The organism is Membranihabitans marinus, from assembly GCF_021729155.1.
Classification (GTDB): Bacteria; Bacteroidota; Bacteroidia; order Chitinophagales; family Saprospiraceae; genus Membranihabitans; species Membranihabitans marinus.
The window spans coordinates 1-22,074 of the sequence record NZ_JAJQYA010000052.1; the positions used below are offsets into that span (position 1 = coordinate 1).

Annotated in this window: 14 protein-coding genes; 10 read left to right on the plus strand and 4 right to left on the minus strand. The window is 35.3% G+C overall.

Annotated elements, in window-relative coordinates:
• Nucleotides 1-606: 606 nt before the first annotated feature.
• From LVD51_RS19055 to LVD51_RS19065, 3 genes are read right to left on the minus strand one after another with little or no spacing between them, the layout of a single operon-like run.
• The gene (locus LVD51_RS19055) at nt 607-1,917 is read right to left on the minus strand and encodes an MvaI/BcnI family restriction endonuclease (protein WP_236972969.1); all 1,311 of its coding nucleotides are present in this window, start codon (nt 1,915-1,917) and stop codon (nt 607-609) included.
• Nucleotides 1,880-3,115, minus strand: coding sequence for a DNA (cytosine-5-)-methyltransferase (dcm, locus tag LVD51_RS19060; RefSeq protein WP_236972970.1), 1,236 nt, complete (start codon nt 3,113-3,115; stop codon nt 1,880-1,882). The genes LVD51_RS19055 and dcm overlap by 38 nt, the downstream gene beginning before the upstream one ends.
• Before the next feature lie 12 nt (nt 3,116-3,127).
• On the minus strand, nt 3,128-3,433 hold the full coding sequence (locus tag LVD51_RS19065) for a helix-turn-helix domain-containing protein (RefSeq protein ID WP_236972971.1): 306 nt from the start codon (nt 3,431-3,433) through the stop codon (nt 3,128-3,130).
• A gap of 591 nt (nt 3,434-4,024) precedes the next feature.
• Here LVD51_RS19065 and LVD51_RS19070 point away from each other — a divergent pair.
• The 4 genes from LVD51_RS19070 to LVD51_RS19085 all read left to right on the plus strand — a co-directional run bounded on the left by LVD51_RS19070 (nt 4,025) and on the right by LVD51_RS19085 (nt 7,036).
• Nucleotides 4,025-4,627 carry a YHYH protein gene (locus tag LVD51_RS19070; RefSeq protein ID WP_236972972.1) on the plus strand — a complete coding sequence of 201 codons (603 nt, stop codon included), beginning with the start codon at nt 4,025-4,027 and terminating at the stop codon, nt 4,625-4,627.
• A gap of 150 nt (nt 4,628-4,777) precedes the next feature.
• Entirely contained in the window at nt 4,778-4,930 is a 153-nt protein-coding gene (locus tag LVD51_RS19075; protein WP_236972973.1) for a hypothetical protein, read from the plus strand.
• Between the two features lie 96 nt (nt 4,931-5,026).
• Nucleotides 5,027-5,689, plus strand: coding sequence for a toxin-antitoxin system YwqK family antitoxin (locus LVD51_RS19080; RefSeq protein WP_236972974.1), 663 nt, complete (start codon nt 5,027-5,029; stop codon nt 5,687-5,689).
• A gap of 90 nt (nt 5,690-5,779) precedes the next feature.
• Nucleotides 5,780-7,036 (plus strand): arylsulfotransferase family protein, encoded by a 1,257-nt coding sequence (locus LVD51_RS19085; protein WP_236972975.1) that lies wholly within the window; start codon nt 5,780-5,782, stop codon nt 7,034-7,036.
• 508 nt (nt 7,037-7,544) lie between these two features.
• On the opposite strand, the gene LVD51_RS19090 is transcribed toward LVD51_RS19085, so the two are convergent.
• On the minus strand, nt 7,545-8,090 hold the full coding sequence (locus tag LVD51_RS19090) for an RNA polymerase sigma factor (protein ID WP_236972976.1): 546 nt from the start codon (nt 8,088-8,090) through the stop codon (nt 7,545-7,547).
• Between the two features lie 177 nt (nt 8,091-8,267).
• Here LVD51_RS19090 and LVD51_RS19095 point away from each other — a divergent pair, with 177 nt between their 5' ends.
• The 6 genes from LVD51_RS19095 (at nt 8,268) to LVD51_RS19120 (ending at nt 21,869) form a co-directional block, all read left to right on the plus strand.
• Entirely contained in the window at nt 8,268-9,332 is a 1,065-nt protein-coding gene (locus LVD51_RS19095; protein WP_236972977.1) for a FecR family protein, read from the plus strand.
• Nucleotides 9,333-9,391: 59 nt separating this feature from the next.
• Entirely contained in the window at nt 9,392-12,877 is a 3,486-nt protein-coding gene (locus LVD51_RS19100) for a SusC/RagA family TonB-linked outer membrane protein (RefSeq protein WP_236972978.1), read from the plus strand.
• A 12-nt stretch (nt 12,878-12,889) separates the two neighbouring features.
• Complete coding sequence (locus LVD51_RS19105) at nt 12,890-14,236, plus strand: RagB/SusD family nutrient uptake outer membrane protein (RefSeq protein WP_236972979.1); 1,347 nt, start codon at nt 12,890-12,892, stop codon at nt 14,234-14,236.
• Between the two features lie 134 nt (nt 14,237-14,370).
• A complete protein-coding gene (locus LVD51_RS19110) occupies nt 14,371-16,419 on the plus strand; it encodes an LVIVD repeat-containing protein (RefSeq protein ID WP_236972980.1) in 2,049 nt (682 codons plus the stop codon).
• Between the two features lie 820 nt (nt 16,420-17,239).
• A complete protein-coding gene (locus tag LVD51_RS19115) occupies nt 17,240-19,336 on the plus strand; it encodes an outer membrane protein assembly factor BamB family protein (protein ID WP_236972981.1) in 2,097 nt (698 codons plus the stop codon).
• Nucleotides 19,337-19,784: 448 nt separating this feature from the next.
• Nucleotides 19,785-21,869 (plus strand): alpha/beta hydrolase, encoded by a 2,085-nt coding sequence (locus LVD51_RS19120; protein ID WP_236972982.1) that lies wholly within the window; start codon nt 19,785-19,787, stop codon nt 21,867-21,869.
• The last annotated feature ends 205 nt before the right edge of the window (nt 21,870-22,074 follow it).

The following is a 22,074-nucleotide window of genomic DNA, read 5'->3' on the forward strand; positions in this document are numbered from 1 at the left end:
TTTTGTTATCATTACAACATCTTTCAAAGTGGCACCATTTGACCGAAATAGGTGGCACAGTCCCTCCGAAATAACCACCCTCCAACCAATACTGTCATTCAAAATAGATTGAGCGGATTACTCCTCCCAATTTATGCAAAGATTCAAATAACAGTTTTCAGCTTCCTTAGTACAAGAAAATATAGTGATTAAAATAAGTGATATGGTAAATCTGTATACTCTCATATCATTTTTGGATTAAAAGTTTTATTGGTTGGGTGCCATCCATTGGTTTTTTATGGGGTAGCCATATTCTATATTTTGAGGTTGTTAGACACGTTAATTCTACCAATATTAAGGTTGACTTTGATATGCTCACTGACTAATGCTTTCACAAAATCACCTTCATCAATCATAGGGAGGGATTTAGGTCTTATTCTAATAGGATTTAAAATTAGTCATTAATTAAGAGGGGCTGATACTTCAAACATCGTAATTGGTTGTGTTTTCGTTGTGTGTATAAGCGCTTTACTTTGTAAATAAGCAATAAGCTAGAGTTTCACTGGTTCGGATATTAATACAGATTTTGAAGTGATTGAAAAGAAACAATGAATTATTCAGAGTACATTAAACTTCTAGTACATTAATAATTTCATTTTTTTTGTACAGATTATGTAAATATTTTGATTTTATTCTAAACTGACTTCTCTTTTTAATTTTAGGTTTAGTAGATATGTTTTCCAGTTTTATTCCTGGATCATAATAAATATTTCCGATCGCCATTTGTGAAAGGAATAGTTGAAAATCTGTACCTGTTCCCAGTATCACATTGTTTCCGTATTTATATTTTTTGTTCTCTGTAGTTTTTGTAAGGGATGGCACATAACAAGCTTTGTCGTGCTTTCTGTTCCAATGTAAAATCATTGATGCAAAACTCCAAGATGCTGTTTCATTTTCATTCTTGTCAAGCAATGAAATTCTACCACTTGAGTTTCTAATTTTGCCAGATTCTAAATCAAAGCCTATTAGTTTCATTTCAAGATTAGTCGTTTTATGGACTTCTCCTACCTTATGGATTCCACCAAAATTCAACCTGTCTGGTCGTCCCAATTTGTCTTTATAACCATATGTTTTAATGAAATATTCTGTTCCTTCAGTTTTATATAAACCATCAGTTGGTTCTGGAGTCATTAATGTTATGACGGATGAATCGATCCTATCAAACCGCTTTACTCCAAATTGTTTAACTTCCCACCCCATAAAATCAGGTTCTGAATAGCCATTTGGAGTTACCCCTAATTCAGCTTCTAAAGTATATCCTCCACAGTTTAAAGCATTGCAGGGTAATATATTCTTATTTGAATCAAGGCGTTTGGAATTTATCCATCCAAGGTTATGAATACGGTTCAATTCCCAAATTAAAATTTCTTTATTATTTTTTGCTTTTGGTAATTCAAGTACTTTAAAAACTCCATTTTGAGATAAGTCAGTTTCGTTTCCAAATTCTTTTGCCAATTCTGATTCAGGGTGAGCGACATATCCAAGGATTTTGCCATTATTATTAACACTAATAAATAGAAGTCTTTCGGCAAGTCTTTGCGTCATTAATTCAGAAGGTGCGTTCTTACTACCTAAAAGAAAGCCGGAAAACCTAACCTCTGGATATTTTGGGTAAAGAATTAATTGAGCTCTCGGCGCAGGAGAGAGATTGCCTTCGTTTGTAAGCCAAGCGAAATTTATTGAAGCTTTGAATCTTTCTCTTTTCCAATCACCTGCATCAACAGTTTCAATTTTTGAAATTGGAATTGTGTTAATTATTTCAAAATTGCCGCCAAAATATACTTGATTTTTTGAATTGTCATTAGGTGCGAGATTTTTTACAAGGATTTCGTTACAGCCGTTATTGCTGAATAACGATTTCAGACTTTTTAGGTTCATAAATTTTCTTTAGTTCTTTAACTATGTTTTTACCAACTGCCTCGATCAATGGAGTTGCCACTGAATTACCAAATTGTTTATACGCTTGATTGTCTGAAACTGGAATTATAAAACTGTCGGGGAAGCCTTGAAGTCTTGCACATTCTCTTGGAGTTAATCTTCTTGGGTTTTTACCTTTTTGTGGAATTAATATTTCTGCCCCATCTTTATAATATCTTGCACTCATTGTTCTTGAAACACCATCTAGGTCAGTTAATCCAAATCCAAATCCATTCCCTTTAGCTCGGTGCTTCTTTTTATATTCTTGTAAGTAGTTCCAAAGTTTATCAGATAAAGTGTATTTGTCATCGACTTTTGGTTCTAATATATCTCTAATCGCTAATTGCACTTCCTTAGGTTTTGGGAATTGGAATTCTTCTTTTCCCTTAAAAACAGACTTGTTAAAACCTACAATAATAATTCTTTCTCTATGCTGGGGAACATAATATCGAGCATCTAATATTTTATAATGTATAGAATATCCTAATTCAGTTAATGTTTCTGTAATAACTTTAAAAGTTTTCTTTTTATCATGAGAAACAAGATTTTTTACATTCTCTAACATAAAAACTTTAGGCTTTTTATGTTCTATTATTCGAGCAATATCAAAGAATAATGTTCCCTGAGTTTTATCTAAAAATCCATGTTCACGACCTAAAGCATTCTTTTTTGATACCCCTGCAATTGAAAATGGTTGACAAGGAAATCCTCCAAGTAAAATGTCGTGGTCTGGAATTTCAGTTTCTGATATTTTGGTGATGTCTCCAAACGGAACTTCACCAAAATTCGCCTCATAAGTTTTTTTCGCAAAGGAATCCCATTCACTTGAAAATACACATTTACCATTATTATTTTGATATGCTAATCGGATTCCTCCAATCCCAGCAAATAAATCAATAAATTTAAATATTGGAATTTTTGGTGATGGAAATGGAATATCCCACTCAAAAGGTAGATAAGTTTGCATATTTGGTTCTTCAACAATGTTTAAGTTTTTGTGTATTTTTGTTAAATAGGCTTCTGCATTTTCTTTAAAATATTGTGAATTACCATTATAATACGTGTGAAAATAATGAGTCAAATGAGCCATATCATTATTTGTCTTTTTGTCGATGACAAAATTCAATTTTTTTCGGATATCTGAATATTTTCTTTTCATTTAAAATTGAATTTATTTTGCGTTTGATGACCTAAAGTACTTCGCAGTTTCTTCTGCGACAGAAAAGATAGATTCAGAACATTTGTTTTGGTATGCTTCTCTGGCGAATTTGTCTGCAAAAAATAGGTCTTTTATTAGTTGTTCCTCAAGTTGAAAGAGTTCAGCTAGTTGTTTAATTTTAGATCTAGAGAATTTCTGACTTCCGTTTTCAATTCGACTAATTGCACTGGTGTTAATTCCAATTCTCGCCCCGAATTCTGTTTGAGTCCATTTTCTTTGTTCACGTTGGGTTTTAATAAATTGTCCGAAACTTTCCATATCAAGATTTGACTATATTTTAGTAAATGTAATACTAATTTGCGATTTTATGATCAAGTTTGTGAGGATTTTTTAGTATTGGTATGGAATAGACTTTTAAATTATCGCAATTGTGTATTAACGTATTTATAGAACCTTATGATAAATAGGGTAGGTTTTTACATATTAACAACTTTAAATTTATAAGAACAGTTTAATAAATAAGTACTTAAATTGATGTTGATCTTAATCAAAGCGTTGGAATAAATATTATTATTTCAGCACTTAATTCCTTGAAAAACAATATCTCATCACATCTATGCCTTATCTTCTCAGTGAAATCCATGAAAACATGTTTTGTACTTGTGTTTTATGCTTTATTTGGGATGGAAATTGAAGAAGGCTTTAAGATTAGGTCGTAATAATATACACAATGGATTTGATTGTGGGTATAGACATTGATAGTAGGGTGGATTTTGTGTAATTATTTGATGTTTTTAAACGATTGATATTTAGCGAATTGTGTGAAGTAAGGTAGAGAAAAAACAATTTTTATTGATTTGTCCGAAGGATTTAGGTTGAATTGCTGTCCAAAGAATAAATTCAATAAAGATGAGATTAGTTATTTTTTCTTTCCTGCTGTTTCAATGTTTTGCCTGTCATCCACCAGATTCAGGTAGAATAGTGAGTACAGGTTCTGTGGATATAACGACAGTAGTACAAGCTAGCTACAACAGCAATATCTCTATTTCAACTACCGATACTTCAATACGCATTAAAAGTGACGGTTTACCTGATCACAATACGCCCTATTGGGGAGAAGGACATGATATGTATGAAGACTTCCCAAATGGACATCATGCCAATGTCAATACCAGTATGACGGCCAAAAATTATACCATGACCATTCCCACTCATCCTGCGGGAAGTGATGATCATGAAGAAACTTCCTTAGGTCCCATAGGTTTGGCTCTCAATGGAGTACCCATCTACAATGATCGGGAAGGGGGCAATCGAGCTTTAGATGCATTGACCCTCACTACTTTTGATAATGCGGGAGCACATCCAGGACCGGGGGAGGATTATCATTATCATGTAACGGGTCGGTATACGACCATGGACGATGCCAATCTCGTTGGATTTTTAAGAGATGGTTTTCCGATATATGGGCGACAAGATGTGGATGGTAGTTATCCGAATTACATTTATAATTAACGGGAATATTTCGATTTATTTAAAGTTTAACATCGTTTAAAATACTCGCCGTAGCTACGGCTATGCCTGTGTTTTTAGCCTCGTTAAACTTCAAATATTCTCGAAATCTTTTCCGTCATTATAAAATGTGATTCGGATTATCCCCAAGATTTGGATGAAAATGGTGGGCATATAGGAGTGACGGCTGATTTTCCAGAAGGCATCTATCATTATCATACCAACAATGAAAATTATCTAAATACCGGCTTTTATATCCTAAAAGCAGGAGCTTATCACGGAGTAAAGGGTACATTTTCAATGTAGCTGTCTCTGTAAGAGTGTGTATACCTATTTTCAAGAAATTCATCTTATCGTTTAAGTTTTTTTGAAATGGGATTTGGATATAGTAAAAATATTAAAATGTCATTTTTGAAAACTGTCTTTGTGTTTCTTGGTTTTACTGCTTCCATAGTAAGCTGTAAGACAGATCAATCATCAATGACTCATCATGACGTGGAATACGATTATTCCATAGATACTACCATGATTCCAGCAGATACCATTGTAATGACCGATGTAGATGTGGAGCTGGTGAATGGAAAATATTATTATAAAGAGAAACTGTTCTCCGGTATTCTATACAAGGAGATGTCTAGGGATGGAGTGAGGTCTTATTCCTCGGTTTACCATGGAATGCTGCATGGAACTTATAGAAGTTATTACCCCAGTGGGCGGCGATATGAAGTCAGACAATACAAAGACAATTTGGCTACGGGGAAGCATAGGGCTTATTGGGAAGAAACAGGTGAGCTAAAATTTGAATATCAATATTATGAAGAGAAAAGAGAAGGTATGCAAAGAAAATGGCATCCCAGTGGACGACCATTTATCTTTTCCAATTATGTAAATGATAAAGAGCAAGGATTGCAGCAGGCGTGGCGGGAAAATGGGAAATTGTACAGCAATTATGAAGTGGTTGATGGTCAAAGGTATGGATTGCAGAAGACCGTAATGTGCTATGAATTGATCAATGAAGAAGTGCAACAGAGCAATGGATCATCCAGCAATGGTTTATTAAATTGATGTTGAAAAAATATAATTTAAAAAAGAAAATAATAAGTGTGTGGATAGACTTTGACATTAATATTTTTTAATTAATTAAAGTTTCTGAGAATGAAGAATGTAGTAGTTAAATTGTTGTCAATGTCCTTTTTGGGATTAGCATTGTTATTTACATCATGTAATGAAGATGAAGACATGGTAGTGGATGATGTTGAAGAAACGGAATCCTATGGTATTGATACGAGTTCGTATATATTGGCCATCGATAGTGACAATGGACCTTATTTAATCAATCACGATGGAGATAAATTATTCCATTGGGATTTGGATGGTGGGTCTTTGGGAAATGATGCCAACCTTTTGGACGATGGCAGTATGTTGTTAACGATAAAGGCGAGAAATCCTGCCATTTCATTCGGTGGTTATGGAGGGAGCTTTAGAAAACTAAATGTAGATCAATCTGTCGATTGGGAAGTAAGTTATTATTCCGATAGTTATATGGCTCATCACGATGTGGAATATTTATCGAACGGAAACATTATTTTCCCAGTGTGGGAGGAGGTGTCCACGGCTGATGCTGTTGAAATGGGATTTTCAGCCAGTAGAACGATTTATCCCGAATCCATCATAGAGATGAATCCCATTACTCAGGAAGTGGTCTGGGATTGGCATGTAGTTGATCATCTTGTACAAGATCACGATAGTTCTAAAGACAATTACGGTGTGGTGGCAAACAATCCCAATAAGATTGATATCAATTACAACAGTAGTCAGACCAACGGTGACCTAATGCATTTTAATGGTCTTACTTTAGATGAGTCCAATGATTTGCTCTATATCACCGTCAACAATTATAGCGAGGTGTGGGTGATCGATCACAGTACCAGTGTGGAAGAGGCAGCTTCTAGTTCTGGTGGAGATTACGGAATGGGTGGCGATCTATTGTATCGATTTGGAAATCCCAGCACCTATGACAACGTGGGTTCGTCGACCTTGAATAATGTGCATTATCCATTTTTGTTTGAAGGAAATAAGATCATGGTCTATGCCAATAATGTGTACGACAATCAGTCAGAAATAGTGGAGTATGAATTGGATTTTCCTCTTGAGTTAGTGGCAGGGCAAGACAATGAGCCTACGGTGACCTGGACTTTTACCAATCGCGAGTTATATACTTCTGGGCTGGGAAGTGGGGTTAGAATGAGTAATGGCAATACCTTAATTGGTGAGGGTCGAGATGGAACGATTTGGGAAATAAGTCCCGATGGAGAAATCTTGTGGCAGAATACAGATTTTAATTCTGTGTGGCGTGCTTATGCATTCTCTAAAGATTCTCCAGCGATTCAAGCCTTGGGCGTGTTGGAGTGAAAAATAGGATAATAGCTATAAGGCAGGGATATTTACTATTTGGCTTTAAAAGGTGGGGTGTTCACTTTTGAGTATTGTCACGGTCTTATTGCTGTTATTTTTTTGTTCTAATTAACATACTATTACCACCGGAGCCACTGGCTCCGGCGTAGTATCAATAAAATTTCATGGTAATCTTTACTGCGCTGCGACGAGACAGCTCCGTAATTAAATAGGGAATCCGACCGAGGCATGACTGCTCCGTAAATCGATAGAATTTTAGCCACTGTGCTGCGACGAGACAGCATTTATATTGATCAGTATAAAATTTTAAATGTAATTCATATAATTCACCCAAACCCAGGGAATGTTCTGTTTCCGATCCCCAAAAGAATTGTACCTAAAAAGGGAATAATTTATTTTTCAAAATACATGAATGATAATCGTGGGAAGATAGATTACTCAAACCCATCACAGAAATCTCAGTAGCTTGGCTAGATTTTCCAATTTCATAGGGGTTGTGTCTATGTTAAGCTAAAGCTAATAAACTCATAATTAAAACAATGTAATCGATATTGGGATTAATAGACGATTTTAGATTTTTTACGGCCTGGTAAAGGTGGTTTTTTACCGTGCTGGTCGACAGGCCGAGTTGTTGGGCAATAAGTTTATTGGATAGGCCTTCTTTCTTACTTAAAGTGAAAATCAATCGTTGTTGCGGGGGAAGCTGATTGAGGGAATTCTCTAGTATTGTGTGATAGTAATCGGCATTAATTTTTTTCTCAATATCTGATTTTCCACGGATGGGTAAATCATTCCAAGCATGCATAATGCGTTCCTTATATTTCTTTTCATGCGATGCTTTATTGATGTGGTTGATGGCGAGATTTCTGCACATTAAGTAGATGTAACTATTTAGATTTTCAATACTATGGAGTTGATCTTGCTTTTTGCATAACTGAAAAAATACCTCTTGCGTCAAGTCTTTAGCGAGATCTTGATCACTTAAGTTTTTTACAAAAAAACCAAAAATTTTATCCCTATAGGTATAGAATATATTTTCCAGTTCCATCATTGAGTTTAGTGTACATTCCGAGGTAAAGGTATAAAAAACATATAAAATAGTTCCAAATTAACTTTGTATAAAATATTTGAAATTTTTTTAAAACCTGACTAGGCCTTTTTTGAATCTCGATTGTCTTATATACCAAAATCGCGATAGTGGATTTGAATATCACAGTAAAAGTAAAACGTGAAAGACATTAATCGAGCTAAAATATTATTTCAAAAGTATCTCAACCGGACGGCATCAGAGTCCGAATTGTTAGAAATGTTTGAGATATTAAAGGATAAACAGAAGTTTCAGTCTCTATATGGGGAATTTGAAAAAGAATGGGAAAGCAAGGATGTCGACCTTAAGTGGGACAACATGAGTTGGGAGAAAATGCAGTTGGAATTGAAAAATCACAATAAAAGTGAATTGCATACTCAAATTAGATCTTCGTCGAGGATCAAGAAAATATACGGGCCATTAGTGGCTGCAGCATCGGTGTTAATCATCCTCGGTGTGGCTATATGGGCTTATCTCAATACGGGCGAACAAGTCTTTGAAACGGGATTTGGAGAAACCCGAGAAATTTTGCTTTCCGACAACAGTAAAGTGACATTAAATGCCAATTCCAAATTGACATGGAAGAAGGACTGGCATCGGACGGGGCAGCGGGAAGTCGTCCTCGATGGGGAAGCTTTTTTTGAAGTCAATCGCATTACTGCAGACAATAGAGAAAATATTGTCGTTAGTGATGAATTTATACCTTTTAAGGTAAAGACAGCTGATCTGACGGTCAATGTACACGGAACGGCCTTTAATGTCCAGACTAGGCGTCAAAAGACCGATGTGTATTTGGAGTCGGGCAAGGTATTGTTGACTTTAAATAAAACCGATGATCTGCCAAGCAAAGAAGAAATCAAATTGTCGGATAGTATAGAGATGGTACCAGGCGACTTAGTCAGTTATTCCGGAAAAACGAGTGAATTATTAGTCGCAGCGGATAAAAATACAGATAGTGAGGTATCGTGGATTCAGGGTTCTTTGGTTTTTGAGGACATAGAATTGTCCTACGTATTGCAACAATTGTCCGATATCTATGGGAAGCAGTTCGAGGTCAAGGATACGAGTCTTCTACAGCGAAAAGTAGACTTGGGACTGCCCTATGCTGACTGGGAGACCTTGTCTGGTTTGATGACACTTTCCTTGGAGATAGAATTAATACAAAAAAATAATACAGTAATTATAGAAAGAAGAAAGGGGAAATAAGTTTGACGGCTCTTTCCCCAAGATTGACATAAATTTTAAATACTAAAATTAAATGTAAGATGAATTTACAACTTTTATCACATATAAAAGTAAGGAATACTATGCTTTTATTATGTTTCTTATTTATGCAGCTGCAAGTATCGCAGGTCTATGCGGGATCTTTGCCGCAGGAAGATGAGGTATTATTGACGGAAGCTATTCAGTCTATTGGTAGGAAGTATCAAGTATTATTTAGTTATGATCGGAGCTTTGTAAAAGAAGTCCGTGTTGATTATGATGAAGATGCGACCGATAATTTGGAAGATGCATTAAAGTCCATATTGTCTCAGACTAACTTAAAGTATCAGATCTTTGATCAGCGCTATGTAGCCGTATACCGAGATAGTGATGAGGGCTTGGCTTCACTGCAGAAAATGATAGAACATTTTCAAGGTATCGTCGATCAAAGGCAAAAAATTAGAAAGCGAAAGGTCAATTCCCTGACTCCATTAGATACCTATTCGGCTCAAGAAATTTACAATAAGCGGTTGGTTATTAATGTATCTGGTATTGTGACTAACGCTACAGGTGAACCTTTAATTGGAGTCAATGTGATTGTTAAAGGTACAGATAAAGGTACTGCCACCGATTTTGATGGTCGATTTATACTAAATGATGTTGATGAAAATGCAATTTTATTACTGTCTTATATTGGATATCAGTCCAAAGAAATTGCGGTAAATGGAAATTCAGAGATAGTTATTGTATTAGAGGAAGATTCTAAGACCTTAGATGAAGTTGTGGTAGTGGGTTATGGAACGATGCTTAAATCTGACCTTACAAGTGCTATTTCAAAGATGGATGGATCAACTCTAAATAAACGTGTTGCTACAAGGTTGGATGAAGCATTGCAGGGACAATTATCAGGTGTAAGTATTCAACAGGGAAGTGGTATACCTGGCGCACCTCCACTGATTAGAATTCGAGGTATAAGTTCGATTACTTCTGGTAATTCACCTCTTTTTGTAATTGATGGATTTCCTGTCGAAGATTCAAACATTATAGGTAATCTCAATATGAATGATGTTGAATCTATTGAGGTTATGAAAGATGCAGCTTCGGCATCTATTTATGGTTCTCGTGGAGCAAATGGAGTAATTGTTATTACAACAAAAAGAGGGGAAATAGGAAAGCCTACAATTAGTTTTAGTTCATATTCTGGATTTCAAAATCCAGAAAAATTAATTGATTTTATGGATGGAAATGATGTCGGTGAGATGGTGACTGAATCTAGAAACGAACTTTGGGTGTTAGAAGGTGGGAATATCAACGACCCCAATGACATTAGACCACCTAATCGGAGGATAGATCCGCAATGGATCAGTGGGAATCAGCCGACTTATGATTATCAAGATTTTGTTTTTCATACTGCATTAATTCAAAATCATTCTTTTTCATTGAACGGTGGAGTTGAAAATACAAAATATTTTATTTCTCTAGATTATATGAATCAAGATGGTATTGTGAAAGGAACAAATTTTAATAGATATTCATTTCGGACAAATGTTGAGAGTCAGTTAACTAGCAGAATAAAAGTTGGTTTGAATATGTCTCCGAGTTATTCCATTCAAGTGGATCGTCAAACGGAAGGGAAAGACAACACTTTAAATCGTATTATGTTAGCATCAAGTTTAACTCCTTTTGAAGATTACTATGATCCTACTACTCAAAGAGTACAGAATGATTATGCTAATTATTATGCTCTAGAAAAAGCTAGGGAATGGTATTTTGAATTTACTGAAGTTCCAGATAAGATTAATACGGTTCAAATTTTAACAAACGCTTATCTGGAGGTGGAAATTTTGGAAGGAATGACTTTGAGATCTACTGTGGGACTTCTTTACAATGGAATGAGACGAGATAGATTTTTTAATCTTGAAGCGGGAATAGGTACAATTTCCGCTGAAAAATGGAATGGTTCAAACACTAATTGGTTATTAGAAAACACGTTAAACTATTCAAAAGCTTTCAAAGATCATAATATTTCGTTTTTGATTGGATATACCGGTCAAATGGATGAAAGTCGATCAAATTATATGAACGGAAGGGGATTTGCAAATGATCTTACTCCAACACTCAACAATGCAACATTAATTTCTAATTGGGATGAGGAGGTTAATCAATGGTCATTGGCTTCTATGTTGAGTAGGATTAATTATAATTTAAAGAGTAGATATCTTTTTTCTGCAAGTATTAGACGGGATGGTAGTTCTAGATTTGGTAAGAATACAAAATATGGAGTTTTCCCTTCTATATCTGCTGGTTGGAAAATTCACGAAGAAGAGTTTATGAGTAGTATTAGTAAAATAAGTAATTTGAAACTTCGAATTAGTTGGGGGAAAACAGGGAATAATAAAATTGGTAACTATAATACTACTGCAAATTTAAAATCTTCAAGATCCTTATTAGGAGAGGATGAAACTGCATATGCGGGTTTACTTCCTGCTAACCTCGGGAATCAAGAGTTAGGGTGGGAAAAAACTACTTCAACTAATATTGGTCTTGATCTAGGTTTTTATGAGAATAGATTAAATTTTACATTTGATGCTTATAATAACCTTACAACGGATTTATTGTTAAGAGTGCCTATCCCAATTGTTACTGGATTTAGTGATCAATTAAGAAATTTAGGAGAAGTTAGAAATCGTGGTATTGAAATTGATATTAATTCACATAATGTAGTGGGGGAATTTAATTGGAATACTAGATTTAATTTGTCAGTAAATCAGAATGAGGTGCTAAAAATGGGGCCAAACGGAACTCCAATTATCAATGGAAATAATTTTGCAAATGTAAGTTATTCTGGTATTGGGCATCCTATAGGTACTTTTTATATGCATGTACAAGAAGGTATTTTTCAGTCTCAAGAAGAAGTGGATTCCTCTCCTCTATGGGGTAACGAAGGTGTAGGAGATGTTAAGCTAAAAGATGTCGATCAAGATGGAAATTTGGATAATGATGATCGGGATTTTCTAGGGCAACCATTTCCAAAGGTAATGATTGGCCTAACCAATAATTTTAGTTATAAAAACTTTGATCTTAGCATTTTCATGAATGGAGCAACTGGACATAAAACTTTTTTTGCAGTTGGAAGGTATTACGATATTGGAAGAACAGCGACAATAACTTCTTTTACAGCAAATTGGAATGATAGGTGGAAATCCTTCGAAAAACCTGGCGATGGAAAAACTCCCAAAATTAATTCAAATGCTACAACAAATGGAAAATTTGCAACTTCTAGGTGGTTATATGATAGTGATTGGTTTAGGATCAAAAATTTAACACTTGGGTATTTTGTGCCTAATAAGGTTATCAACCGAATAGGAATAAAGTCCTTAAGAATTTATGCTACTGCGGATAACTTGATATTATTTTCTAAGTATCCAGGATATAATCCTGAGGGAGTTTCAATAAACGGAGAGAATGTAAATAATGGAGCAGGGTATGATTATACTTCATATCCATTGTCTAGAAGAATTATTTTTGGATTGAATGTGAATTTTTAAATAAAAAATAAGATGAAATTATATATACTATTAATTACAATTTTAGTTGGGGGTATAACCCAGGCATGTAGCGAAGATTTTCTGGAGTTGGATCCAATTGATCAAAGCAGTATAACACAGTTTTTTAAATCAGATTCAGATTTTGAAGCAGCAATCATCGGATTATATAGTAATTTCAGGAATGCAACTGTAATGCCGCCTATGATGACTGAATATAGAGCAGATAATTTTACTCATAATGAATACTTTGGTTACGAGTTAGCTGAAAATGATTTATCTCCTAATATTGGGTTAGAATTTTGGGATTTATATAGATCATTAGTTTATCCATCAAATTTAATAATTGAAAAAATACTTGCTAATGAGAATCTATCTCAAGAAACTGCTGATAGAATAATAGGGGAAGCTTTATTTTTTAGAGGTTTTGCATATTATTGGTTAAGTTTAATGTTCGATGGAGTTCCACTTGTGACAAAAACTATTTCCACTGAAGAAGCTCTATTAATGAAAAGTGCAACACAAGATGATGTATGGATTCAGGTTATAGAGGATTTTAAGGTGGCGGCAAAATTATTGCCAGATACTCCATCGGAATATGGCAGAATAGATAAATTTGATGCAATGGGTTATGAAGCAAAAGCTATGCTTCAGAAAAATTTATGGAATGAAGCAAGTATAGTTCTTAAGGATATATTCGATAATAGTGGTCATTCACTTGAGCCTATTTGGTCAGATCTTTGGAGTAATGAAACACAAAGAACTTCCAATGAGATTATGGTTTCAAGTATTTGGAGTGATCTAATTCCAAATAATAGGTTTGGTCAAAATTTCATCTATGTACCTAACTCCGGTCCATTAGGACAAGGTAATTTTACATATAAACCAGGTCTAGTAAATTCTTTTGAAGCAAGTGATATCAGAAAAGATTCAACAGTAGGTTTGGCTTTTGACGGCAGAAGTTTAAATAATAAATATGACTTTGGCCGGATTGAGAATAATTGGACTATGGATATTGTTATGTTAAGGTTTACTGATATTGTATTAATGTATGCTGAGGCTATCTCAATGTCGGCAGGTAGTGTGCAACAGTTATCACTTGATTTAATAAATATGGTAAGGATTAGAGCAGGATTGGATTCATTGGTCTTAGATGATGTTGTAAACATTGAGTCCTTTATTGAAGTTGTATTGGCAGAAAGAAGAGCTGAATTTCTTTTCGAGGGTTCCAGATATGGAGATCTTAGACGACACAATTTATTGCTAGAAAAGCTAGGTGCAATTGGATATGATTTTGATGAAAGTTATCTGTATTTACCCATTCCTCAAGTGGAAATTGATAAAATGCCTAATTTAAAATAGACAACAAATAGTTGAAAATTATTTCAAAAGAAGTATATGTATTAGTAATCTTGAAAATAATTTTTTCTTTTAAGTATAAAAAATATAATTAAAAATTGTCTATTTCAATAAAATTAGATTTAACAATATCAGTTATGAATAATTCTTTTATATTATTTATTATATTATATGTTTTTTTAAATCAAAACAAGGTCCTAGCTCAAAATATTGCAACATTTGGTAAAGAAATGCCTATAATCAAAGAAATGAATATTGGTCCAAGTTCAGATGCAGCAATAATAGACAATATTTTGTGTGTAGTTGGGAGTGGATCAATTTATGTTTTTGATATTTCTGAGGCCAGAAACCCTGTATTACTTGATAGTCTAAATAACTTAGGCAATGTTCGACAAGTTGAAATTGAAAATGGTTATGCTTTTGTTACTGCTAGGGAAGAAGGTTTATATATAATAAATATTGAAGACCCCAGTAATATTCTTTTGGTTTCTCATTATGATACACTTGAGTTGGGAACGGGTATAGCCGTTTCAGGATCTGTAGCTGCCGTTGCTAACAGGCAGTATGGAGTTGAGTTGATTGATGTTTCAAATAAAAGGGAACCTCGGTTTTTAGGAGCAATTAGAACCGGAGAAGCTCAATCAGTGTTTTTAAAAGATACTTTTTTATTTGTTGGAAATTGGGGTGAACAAAGTATCTCAATTTGTAATATTTCAGATCCTTCAAAACCTAAAATTATTTCAGAGATACCTCTTGATGGTTTTGGAGATGGAGTTTTTGTTAAAGGGAATTTGTGTTTTGCTGCAACAGGACATCATGCTAGAGGGTATAAGAAGTATTTGGACGAAACTGATCCAGCTTTTGGTAAAGGGCATGGTTTACAGATAATTGATATTTCTAATCCTTATTTTCCAAAGATGTTGTCCATACTGAAACTTCCAACGCAATTTCAAAGACATTTGGATATGTGGGATGTTCAAGTTTCGGGTGATTTTGCATTTGTGGGAGATTCTGAGTCGGGTCTTTTTATTGTTAATATTAAAGATCCTATTAATCCTTTTTTTATTGGTCATAAAAAATTTCCTATGACTATTTTTCAAGAAAATGAGATAGCAGCACCAGTGGGTGGATTTGCGTTAGGAGAAGGATGTATATATATAGCCGGTAAAATAACAGATCTATATTTATTAGAAGCATTGGAGCTTTCCAAGAAGATCGAGAATGAGGCTACGTTGTTTGACGGGGATATTCAATTAAAGACTGATCGAAAGGTGTCACAATCTAATTATTCTCCAGAAGGTCAAGTTCATTCGGCTTTTTTACATACTGAGACTAATAATATATTTTTAGCAGCAGGTTATGGTGGTGTTCATAAAGTTACTCTTTCTCCTAATTTGGAAGGAAAAGAAATTTTGAACACTGGAAATGTGATTTTTGATGTGGCTATTTTGGGTAATAATTTATTTCTGGCTGAAGGAATTGCAGGTTTTTCAATTTGGCAATATAAAGATGAGCTAAAACCAAAATTTTTAGGACGCTATAAACCTAAAAAAGGTGGGGTGTATCAATTGTTGATTAATCCAAATATGAAGAATGCAGTATTACATGTTGGGACGAGTAAAGTAGATATTGTGGATTTTTCTAATCCTATTCAGATTGAAAGCATTAGAGAATTTGAGATGAAAGCACCTTTGTACAGACTCCCAATTTCATATGGATTATTAGAAGATAGTCTCGTATGTTTAAAGTGGCATGGCAAAGGTTTTTTCTTGTTTAATTTGAATGAACCAGATAGTGATAGTTTGATGAAAATTCATGAGCCAGGAGCTCTTATAGATGGTTTAGCTTTTGACAAAAACAAAATTATCATAATTAGTGAAGGTGGATATTACCTTAAATCTTTTACGGATATAGTGTCCGATGATGGTACCATTAATGTTGAAGGTTTAAAACTTTCTGGTAAACCTACTATTTTCAATAATTATTTATATGTTTCAAATAGAATGACTGGAAAAGTATGCTCAGTTAACATATTTGATCCAGCTATTCCAAAAAAAGTATGGGAACATGATTTTAAGGGTAATCCTGGATTAGTGATTGAGGTTCAAGGGCGTGTAATTGTGCCAGCAGGCAGGGAAGGATTATATGTTTTTGATAAAAGGGGTAATCCTTTTTATTCAGAATAGCAATAATTTATAGATTTTGGCTATTCCGATTTTCTATAATTATATTATTGCAATGAGAATTATAGGAGATTAAAAGAGTGGTAATAAAGTAATTAACGAATGCCTTTTAAGTGTCTTATATAAATCTAAATATGGTGTGAAAAAGATAAAATGAATATATTTGTTGAATTTTTTTTATATTATTAATTGTAACGACAGATTCTCGATTTTGAAATCTATGATTTGATTTAGACTCGTTGGTGCCTTAGCTTATTTTTCTTGGATCTATTCTATAAAAAATGGTCAATGAAATAAATTATAAAGATGGATGTTTAATTATAATTAAGTGTATGTTTAATAAAAGTATAATTGTGAGTTGGATATGAATTTTCTTATGGTAGTAATATGCAGAGAAGTAGATGATTTAATCCATGAATATTTATGTTTTTTTATGAATGTATAAATGAATGTGAAGTTTATTTGTTTTAAGATGTATAAATAAGATAGCTATTATTAGTGTACGAGAGAATGAAATACTATTGGCATTCCCAGTCTAGCTTAATTATTATTGTCAATTATAAGTATGTGATTTATTATCTAAATATTTAAACAGTGGTTATAAATATGAAGTATGTGTTTTTTTTAATTATAATTGTTGATAGGTGTTTAAAAATAATAAGAAATAATTCGGTAAGAGTTAAAATACTTAAGTAATTTTTTTGAACATGATAATATTGGATACTTTATTAAGTGGTTGAAAAAAAATCAGATCTCTAATTTTTAGGGTCGATTTTTTTAAAGTTTTCCAAATTAGCTTAATCTAGTGATTAGAATCAAATAAATGAAAGCAAATATATTGCAATTAATTAGGGCTTTGTGTCTTATGGCGCCAGTTTTGTGGAGTTGTAATAATACTGATAATCAGAGTGATTGGCCGAAATACCTCGGTGATGAGGGCCGCAGTCATTACAGTACATTGGATCAAATCAATGTAGAAAATGTAGATCAACTGACCAAGGTTTGGGAATACCGTAGTTTGGATTCGGGTGAAATGCAATGCAATCCCATTGTGGTGCGCGGTGTACTCTATGGACATACAGCCAAAAAGCAGGTCTTTGCCTTAGATGGCAAAACGGGTGAAGAATTATGGCGATTTATTCCACCTGGGGATCAAAATCTCGAACGAAGTAGAGGAGTAACCTATTGGGAAGATGGTGATGATAGAAGGATATTGGCCTCTCATAAATCGTTTTTATATGCATTGGATGCCGATTCGGGCCAACCGATATCTACCTTTGGGGATGGTGGTCGAGTTAGTTTAAAGGCCCATTTACAAGATGCTGATAAGGATTATTTTGTGGTTTCTAGAACACCGGGGACCTTGTATAAAAATTCTATTATCATGCCATTGACTATGCAGGAAAATGCAGGTGGTACGCCGGGCTATATTCGTGCGATTGATGTGAGGGATGGCAGCATAAAATGGACTTTTGAAACCATACCGGAGCCTGGAGAATACGGTTATGAAACTTGGCCAAAGGATTCTTATAAAGAGGGGATTGTAGGTGGTGCCAACAGTTGGGCTGGAATGGCTCTGGATGCAGAGCGCGCCATTGTTTTTGTTCCTACGGGCTCGGCTTCTCCCGATTTTTTTGGTGGCAATCGAAAAGGACAAAATCTTTTTGCCAATTGCTTGTTGGCATTGGATGCCGATACGGGTGAGCGATTGTGGCATTATCAGTTTGTGCATCACGATATATGGGATCGAGATTTGCCTGCACCACCTAGTTTAACCCAAATCCGAAGCGAGGGCCGATTGGTAGATGTGGTTGCCCAGACGACCAAAACGGGCCATGTGTATGTATTCGACAGAGAAACAGGTGAGTCTATGTTTTCTATAGATACCATCGCTGTGCCAGCGTCGCCAGTGGCAGAAGAAGAGGCCTGGCCCGTACAATCACTGCCTGCTTTGCCTAAACCATTTAGTCGACAAACTTTTGAACCATCAGATATCAATCCCTATTCTCCCTATCGCGATTCCTTGTTGGCTGTTTATCAGTCGGCGAATAAAGGTCTGTTTATGCCCCTCAGTAAAACGCCTACCATATTGTTTCCGGGCTGTGATGGAGGAGCGGAATGGGGTGGAACTGCCGTTGATCCCAATGGGGTTTTATATGTCAATTCCAATGAAATGGCTTGGTATTTTACGATAAGTCCCAAAAGGAAAGAAATGGAAAAGACGACCATAGGGGAGTGGGTATATCGCAATAATTGTGCATCCTGTCATCAAAATAATTTGGCTGGATTACCGGATAGCGGATATCCTGCATTAGATGGTTTAAAAGAATCCCATACCGCGTCTGAAATATTAACGATTGTCGAACAGGGTCGAGGGCGAATGCCGGGATTTACCCAATTGAATGACGATGAAAAACAAGCTTTGGTGAAATATCTGATGAAAATACCTGAGGAAGCTTGGCAGCCACCTGTATTGAAAGAGGAAGAATCATTGGTTACTTGGCAATTTGATGGGTATAAGAAATTTTTAGACCAAGAAGGCAATCCAGCTATCAGTCCACCATGGGGGCAGTTGACGGCCATAGATCTTAATACTGGTCATCATTTGTGGCAGATTCCTTTGGGAGAAGATGAGAATCTTCGACAAGAAGGCATTCGTCATACTGGGACAGAAAATTATGGTGGACCAGTGGTTACTCAAGGAGGCGTTTTGTTTATTGCTGCAACTAAAGATCGTCGATTTAGAGCGTTTGATGCGAGTTCTGGAAAATTGTTGTGGGAGACTGAATTACCGGCTGCTGGCTTTGCCACCCCTACAACCTATATGATTGACGGTCGTCAGTATGTAACCATCGCATGTGGAGGAGGTAAATTGGGGACAACAAAGGGGGATTCATTTATTACTTTTGCTTTACAATAGGTTAGTATTTTAATGAACTATTACGGTTGTGTTGAAAAAAGTGTGAATTTGTAGATTTAAAATAAATATTTTTAAAAACGTGTATCGCGCTGAAAACTTTTAAGCGGCAGTTCCCCAAAAAGCTTAGGCATATAAATTATTTTATGTTGTAAACATAAAAACATTGATTCACGAATCATAAATTCTAAAATCCATTTTAATAAAAATCAAGTTTGAATGATTTGCTAAATTGAATAATTATACTTGGGTCTATACCTATTGCCAATTATCTGCACAATGGTTCTTTACGGATATTGAAAAAGGTAAACTATTGTCCCTATATTACAAAACGTATTCCGAGTCCATTATACTTTTCTCCAATCTATCAGAATAGCCATATTATGCTAAAATGTGCCAGCGTGAAGAATTCTAAATGCCGGTGTAGATGTGAGTGAGAGGGCGGTAAAAAATGATGTTTATAAATGTTAATGCCATGGTTAGAAATAGTGTGCTAAGTGCGGTCTTTGTTTTCCTCTATCTCTTCTGCAATGCTCAAGCTTTTAAAGATGTAGCTTTTTATAGCGATGCCTTCCAGACCAAACGATGGTATCGGATTTATCTGCCCAAAAACTATGTTCAAGATACTGACAAGCGATATCCTGTAATCTATTATTTTCACGGATATGGAGGGCGATATAAGTGGGATGAATACTCCGTCGAAGATGATGCTTTTTATCCCGAAAATGGGAGACAATCACCCCCTTATATTATGGAGTGGTCGGATTATGTCCATCAGCACGATGTGATCATCGTAACATGGGATGGATATGAGCCCAATAATCATGCGGGCAAGAATTTTCGAGATAGTTTAACCTATGGCCGAGCCAGACCTTATGACTATGATGTAGCCCATGAAACCAAGAGCCATCACTGGGGTTGGGACTATCGGAAGTATTTTCGCGATTTGGTCAAAGATGTGGATAGTCATTTCAGGACGATTCCCGATCGCCAGTATCGAGCCATCACTGGATTGAGCATGGGTGGTCAAACGGCTTATTACATAGCGGGACAAAGTAAAGACTTGGTCAGTTCGGTGAGTGCCTTTGACCCAGCGGATAATATTGCGATGATGGGACCCAAGGGTAGACAGGTAGCTCTTCCTGTATTGGAAATGTTTAGGTCGTTGAAGGGCTTAAATATCAGATTGACAATGACAGATGGAGATTGGCTGAAGTACAATGACTGGAAAATGAATCGGAAATTTCAAACTGCCTTTGCTGAAAAATTTAGTTTTCATATGGCAGACTATCCCAATCATTGGGCCGCAGACATTCCAGAACAGTTGGATTTTCATATGAAGCATTTTGAGCTAGCCGCGCCTACTCCATTAGAGTGGAATCATATTTCTCCCTTTCCATCCTTTACCGTTTTTGATTATGAGGTGGCTGTCGAAAGTAGTCAGCCTCCTATTGTTTTAATGGAAAAGTTGGCGTCGGAGGTATTGAAAATTAGGAGCAAGACTTTTATTCCAGATGGGCCTATTATTATTGATGATAAAGTTGCCATTACTAGTCCTGAAGATTACAATGCCCAGGATATAATTGAAGTCATTGATTATAATATTTCATCTGAAAAAATATCAACGAAAAGGCAAGTGGTTTCAGGAAAGGGGAGATTAAGGTTGGACTTGGATGGTGGCGGTCATATACTGGGATTGAATAATCGCGGTGCAGATAAAAAAGCCAAGTTGCAACTGGTCAATAATCACGATCAAACCTATTTCTATTTTGAGGAAGGCGTCCAAAATAACTTTGATTTAAAATTACTGAATTTAGGTTTGAAAACAGCCAAAGATGTGGTGATTCAAGCCTCTTCAAAGGATGAAAACATTGAATTTACTAAAAAGGAAGTTTCGGTGAAAACATTGAAATCAAAGGGAATTGTCGACTTAAACAATGTCTTTGAGTTTTCACTTCGCAGCTATGTCGATACAACGTATATGAGTAGCATTGATTTTACCATTCTGATGAAAGGAGAAGAGATAGGACAACATAAAATATTTTTTCATCCCACTCCTCGATCACCTTATGTATCCGAAAGTGATGTTTTGATATTGGATGGAAGAACGGTGGAGGAAGTGCCCATTTATATTCAAGGGCCTAATGAAATCAGATATAAAACCATCACTGGAGGGCGAGGTAATGGCAATGGGGTGTTGGAAGCAGGTGAAGAAGCATTGATTTATATTAAACTGCCACAGGGTATGGGCCCAAACGATGTCAATACCTATCACAGAAGTCAATTGTTGAATGTTCGTGACTATCCCTACCTCGGTATTAAGTCATTGGATTATGCAGAAAAACTCAGTCAAGCTGGAGCGACCAGTGTAGCGACCGTCATTTCTTTGGGAAAAAATATTTCGAAAGATCAAGTTGTAGACCTGTGGTTTAAGGTGGAAAGTTTATACAACGACAAGGCTGATCCAACCTCAAATGCTACCATTTATGCGCAGAAGGATGATTATCGCAAAGTGAAGTTATCGGTGGAGAAATAAAAAGATGATTACTCCATGAATACTCAAACATGGACGATATAATTTGATCTTGTTTTATCCATTGATTCGATACGACCATTTTAATTTCACAGTAAAGGGGCGACTATTTGAATTTTTTTTATTCAAGTATGTGTAAGCGACCAAGCAACTACGTATAAAAATTACAATGGTGATTCTCCAGGCAAAAGTTCATAAATGCGATTCA

What these genes read in the sequence shown, in the direction of transcription:
- LVD51_RS19120 (WP_236972982.1), top strand. Translation starts at nt 19,785, where the DNA reads ATGATGTTTATAAATGTTAATGCCATGGTTAGAAATAGTGTGCTAAGT.
- LVD51_RS19055 (WP_236972969.1), bottom strand. Translation starts at nt 1,917, where the DNA reads ATGAACCTAAAAAGTCTGAAATCGTTATTCAGCAATAACGGCTGTAAC.
- LVD51_RS19080 (WP_236972974.1), top strand. Translation starts at nt 5,027, where the DNA reads ATGTCATTTTTGAAAACTGTCTTTGTGTTTCTTGGTTTTACTGCTTCC.
- LVD51_RS19115 (WP_236972981.1), top strand. Translation starts at nt 17,240, where the DNA reads ATGAAAGCAAATATATTGCAATTAATTAGGGCTTTGTGTCTTATGGCG.
- LVD51_RS19090 (WP_236972976.1), bottom strand. Translation starts at nt 8,090, where the DNA reads ATGATGGAACTGGAAAATATATTCTATACCTATAGGGATAAAATTTTT.
- LVD51_RS19100 (WP_236972978.1), top strand. Translation starts at nt 9,392, where the DNA reads ATGAATTTACAACTTTTATCACATATAAAAGTAAGGAATACTATGCTT.
- LVD51_RS19085 (WP_236972975.1), top strand. Translation starts at nt 5,780, where the DNA reads ATGAAGAATGTAGTAGTTAAATTGTTGTCAATGTCCTTTTTGGGATTA.
- LVD51_RS19070 (WP_236972972.1), top strand. Translation starts at nt 4,025, where the DNA reads ATGAGATTAGTTATTTTTTCTTTCCTGCTGTTTCAATGTTTTGCCTGT.
- LVD51_RS19105 (WP_236972979.1), top strand. Translation starts at nt 12,890, where the DNA reads ATGAAATTATATATACTATTAATTACAATTTTAGTTGGGGGTATAACC.
- LVD51_RS19110 (WP_236972980.1), top strand. Translation starts at nt 14,371, where the DNA reads ATGAATAATTCTTTTATATTATTTATTATATTATATGTTTTTTTAAAT.
- LVD51_RS19065 (WP_236972971.1), bottom strand. Translation starts at nt 3,433, where the DNA reads ATGGAAAGTTTCGGACAATTTATTAAAACCCAACGTGAACAAAGAAAA.
- dcm (WP_236972970.1), bottom strand. Translation starts at nt 3,115, where the DNA reads ATGAAAAGAAAATATTCAGATATCCGAAAAAAATTGAATTTTGTCATC.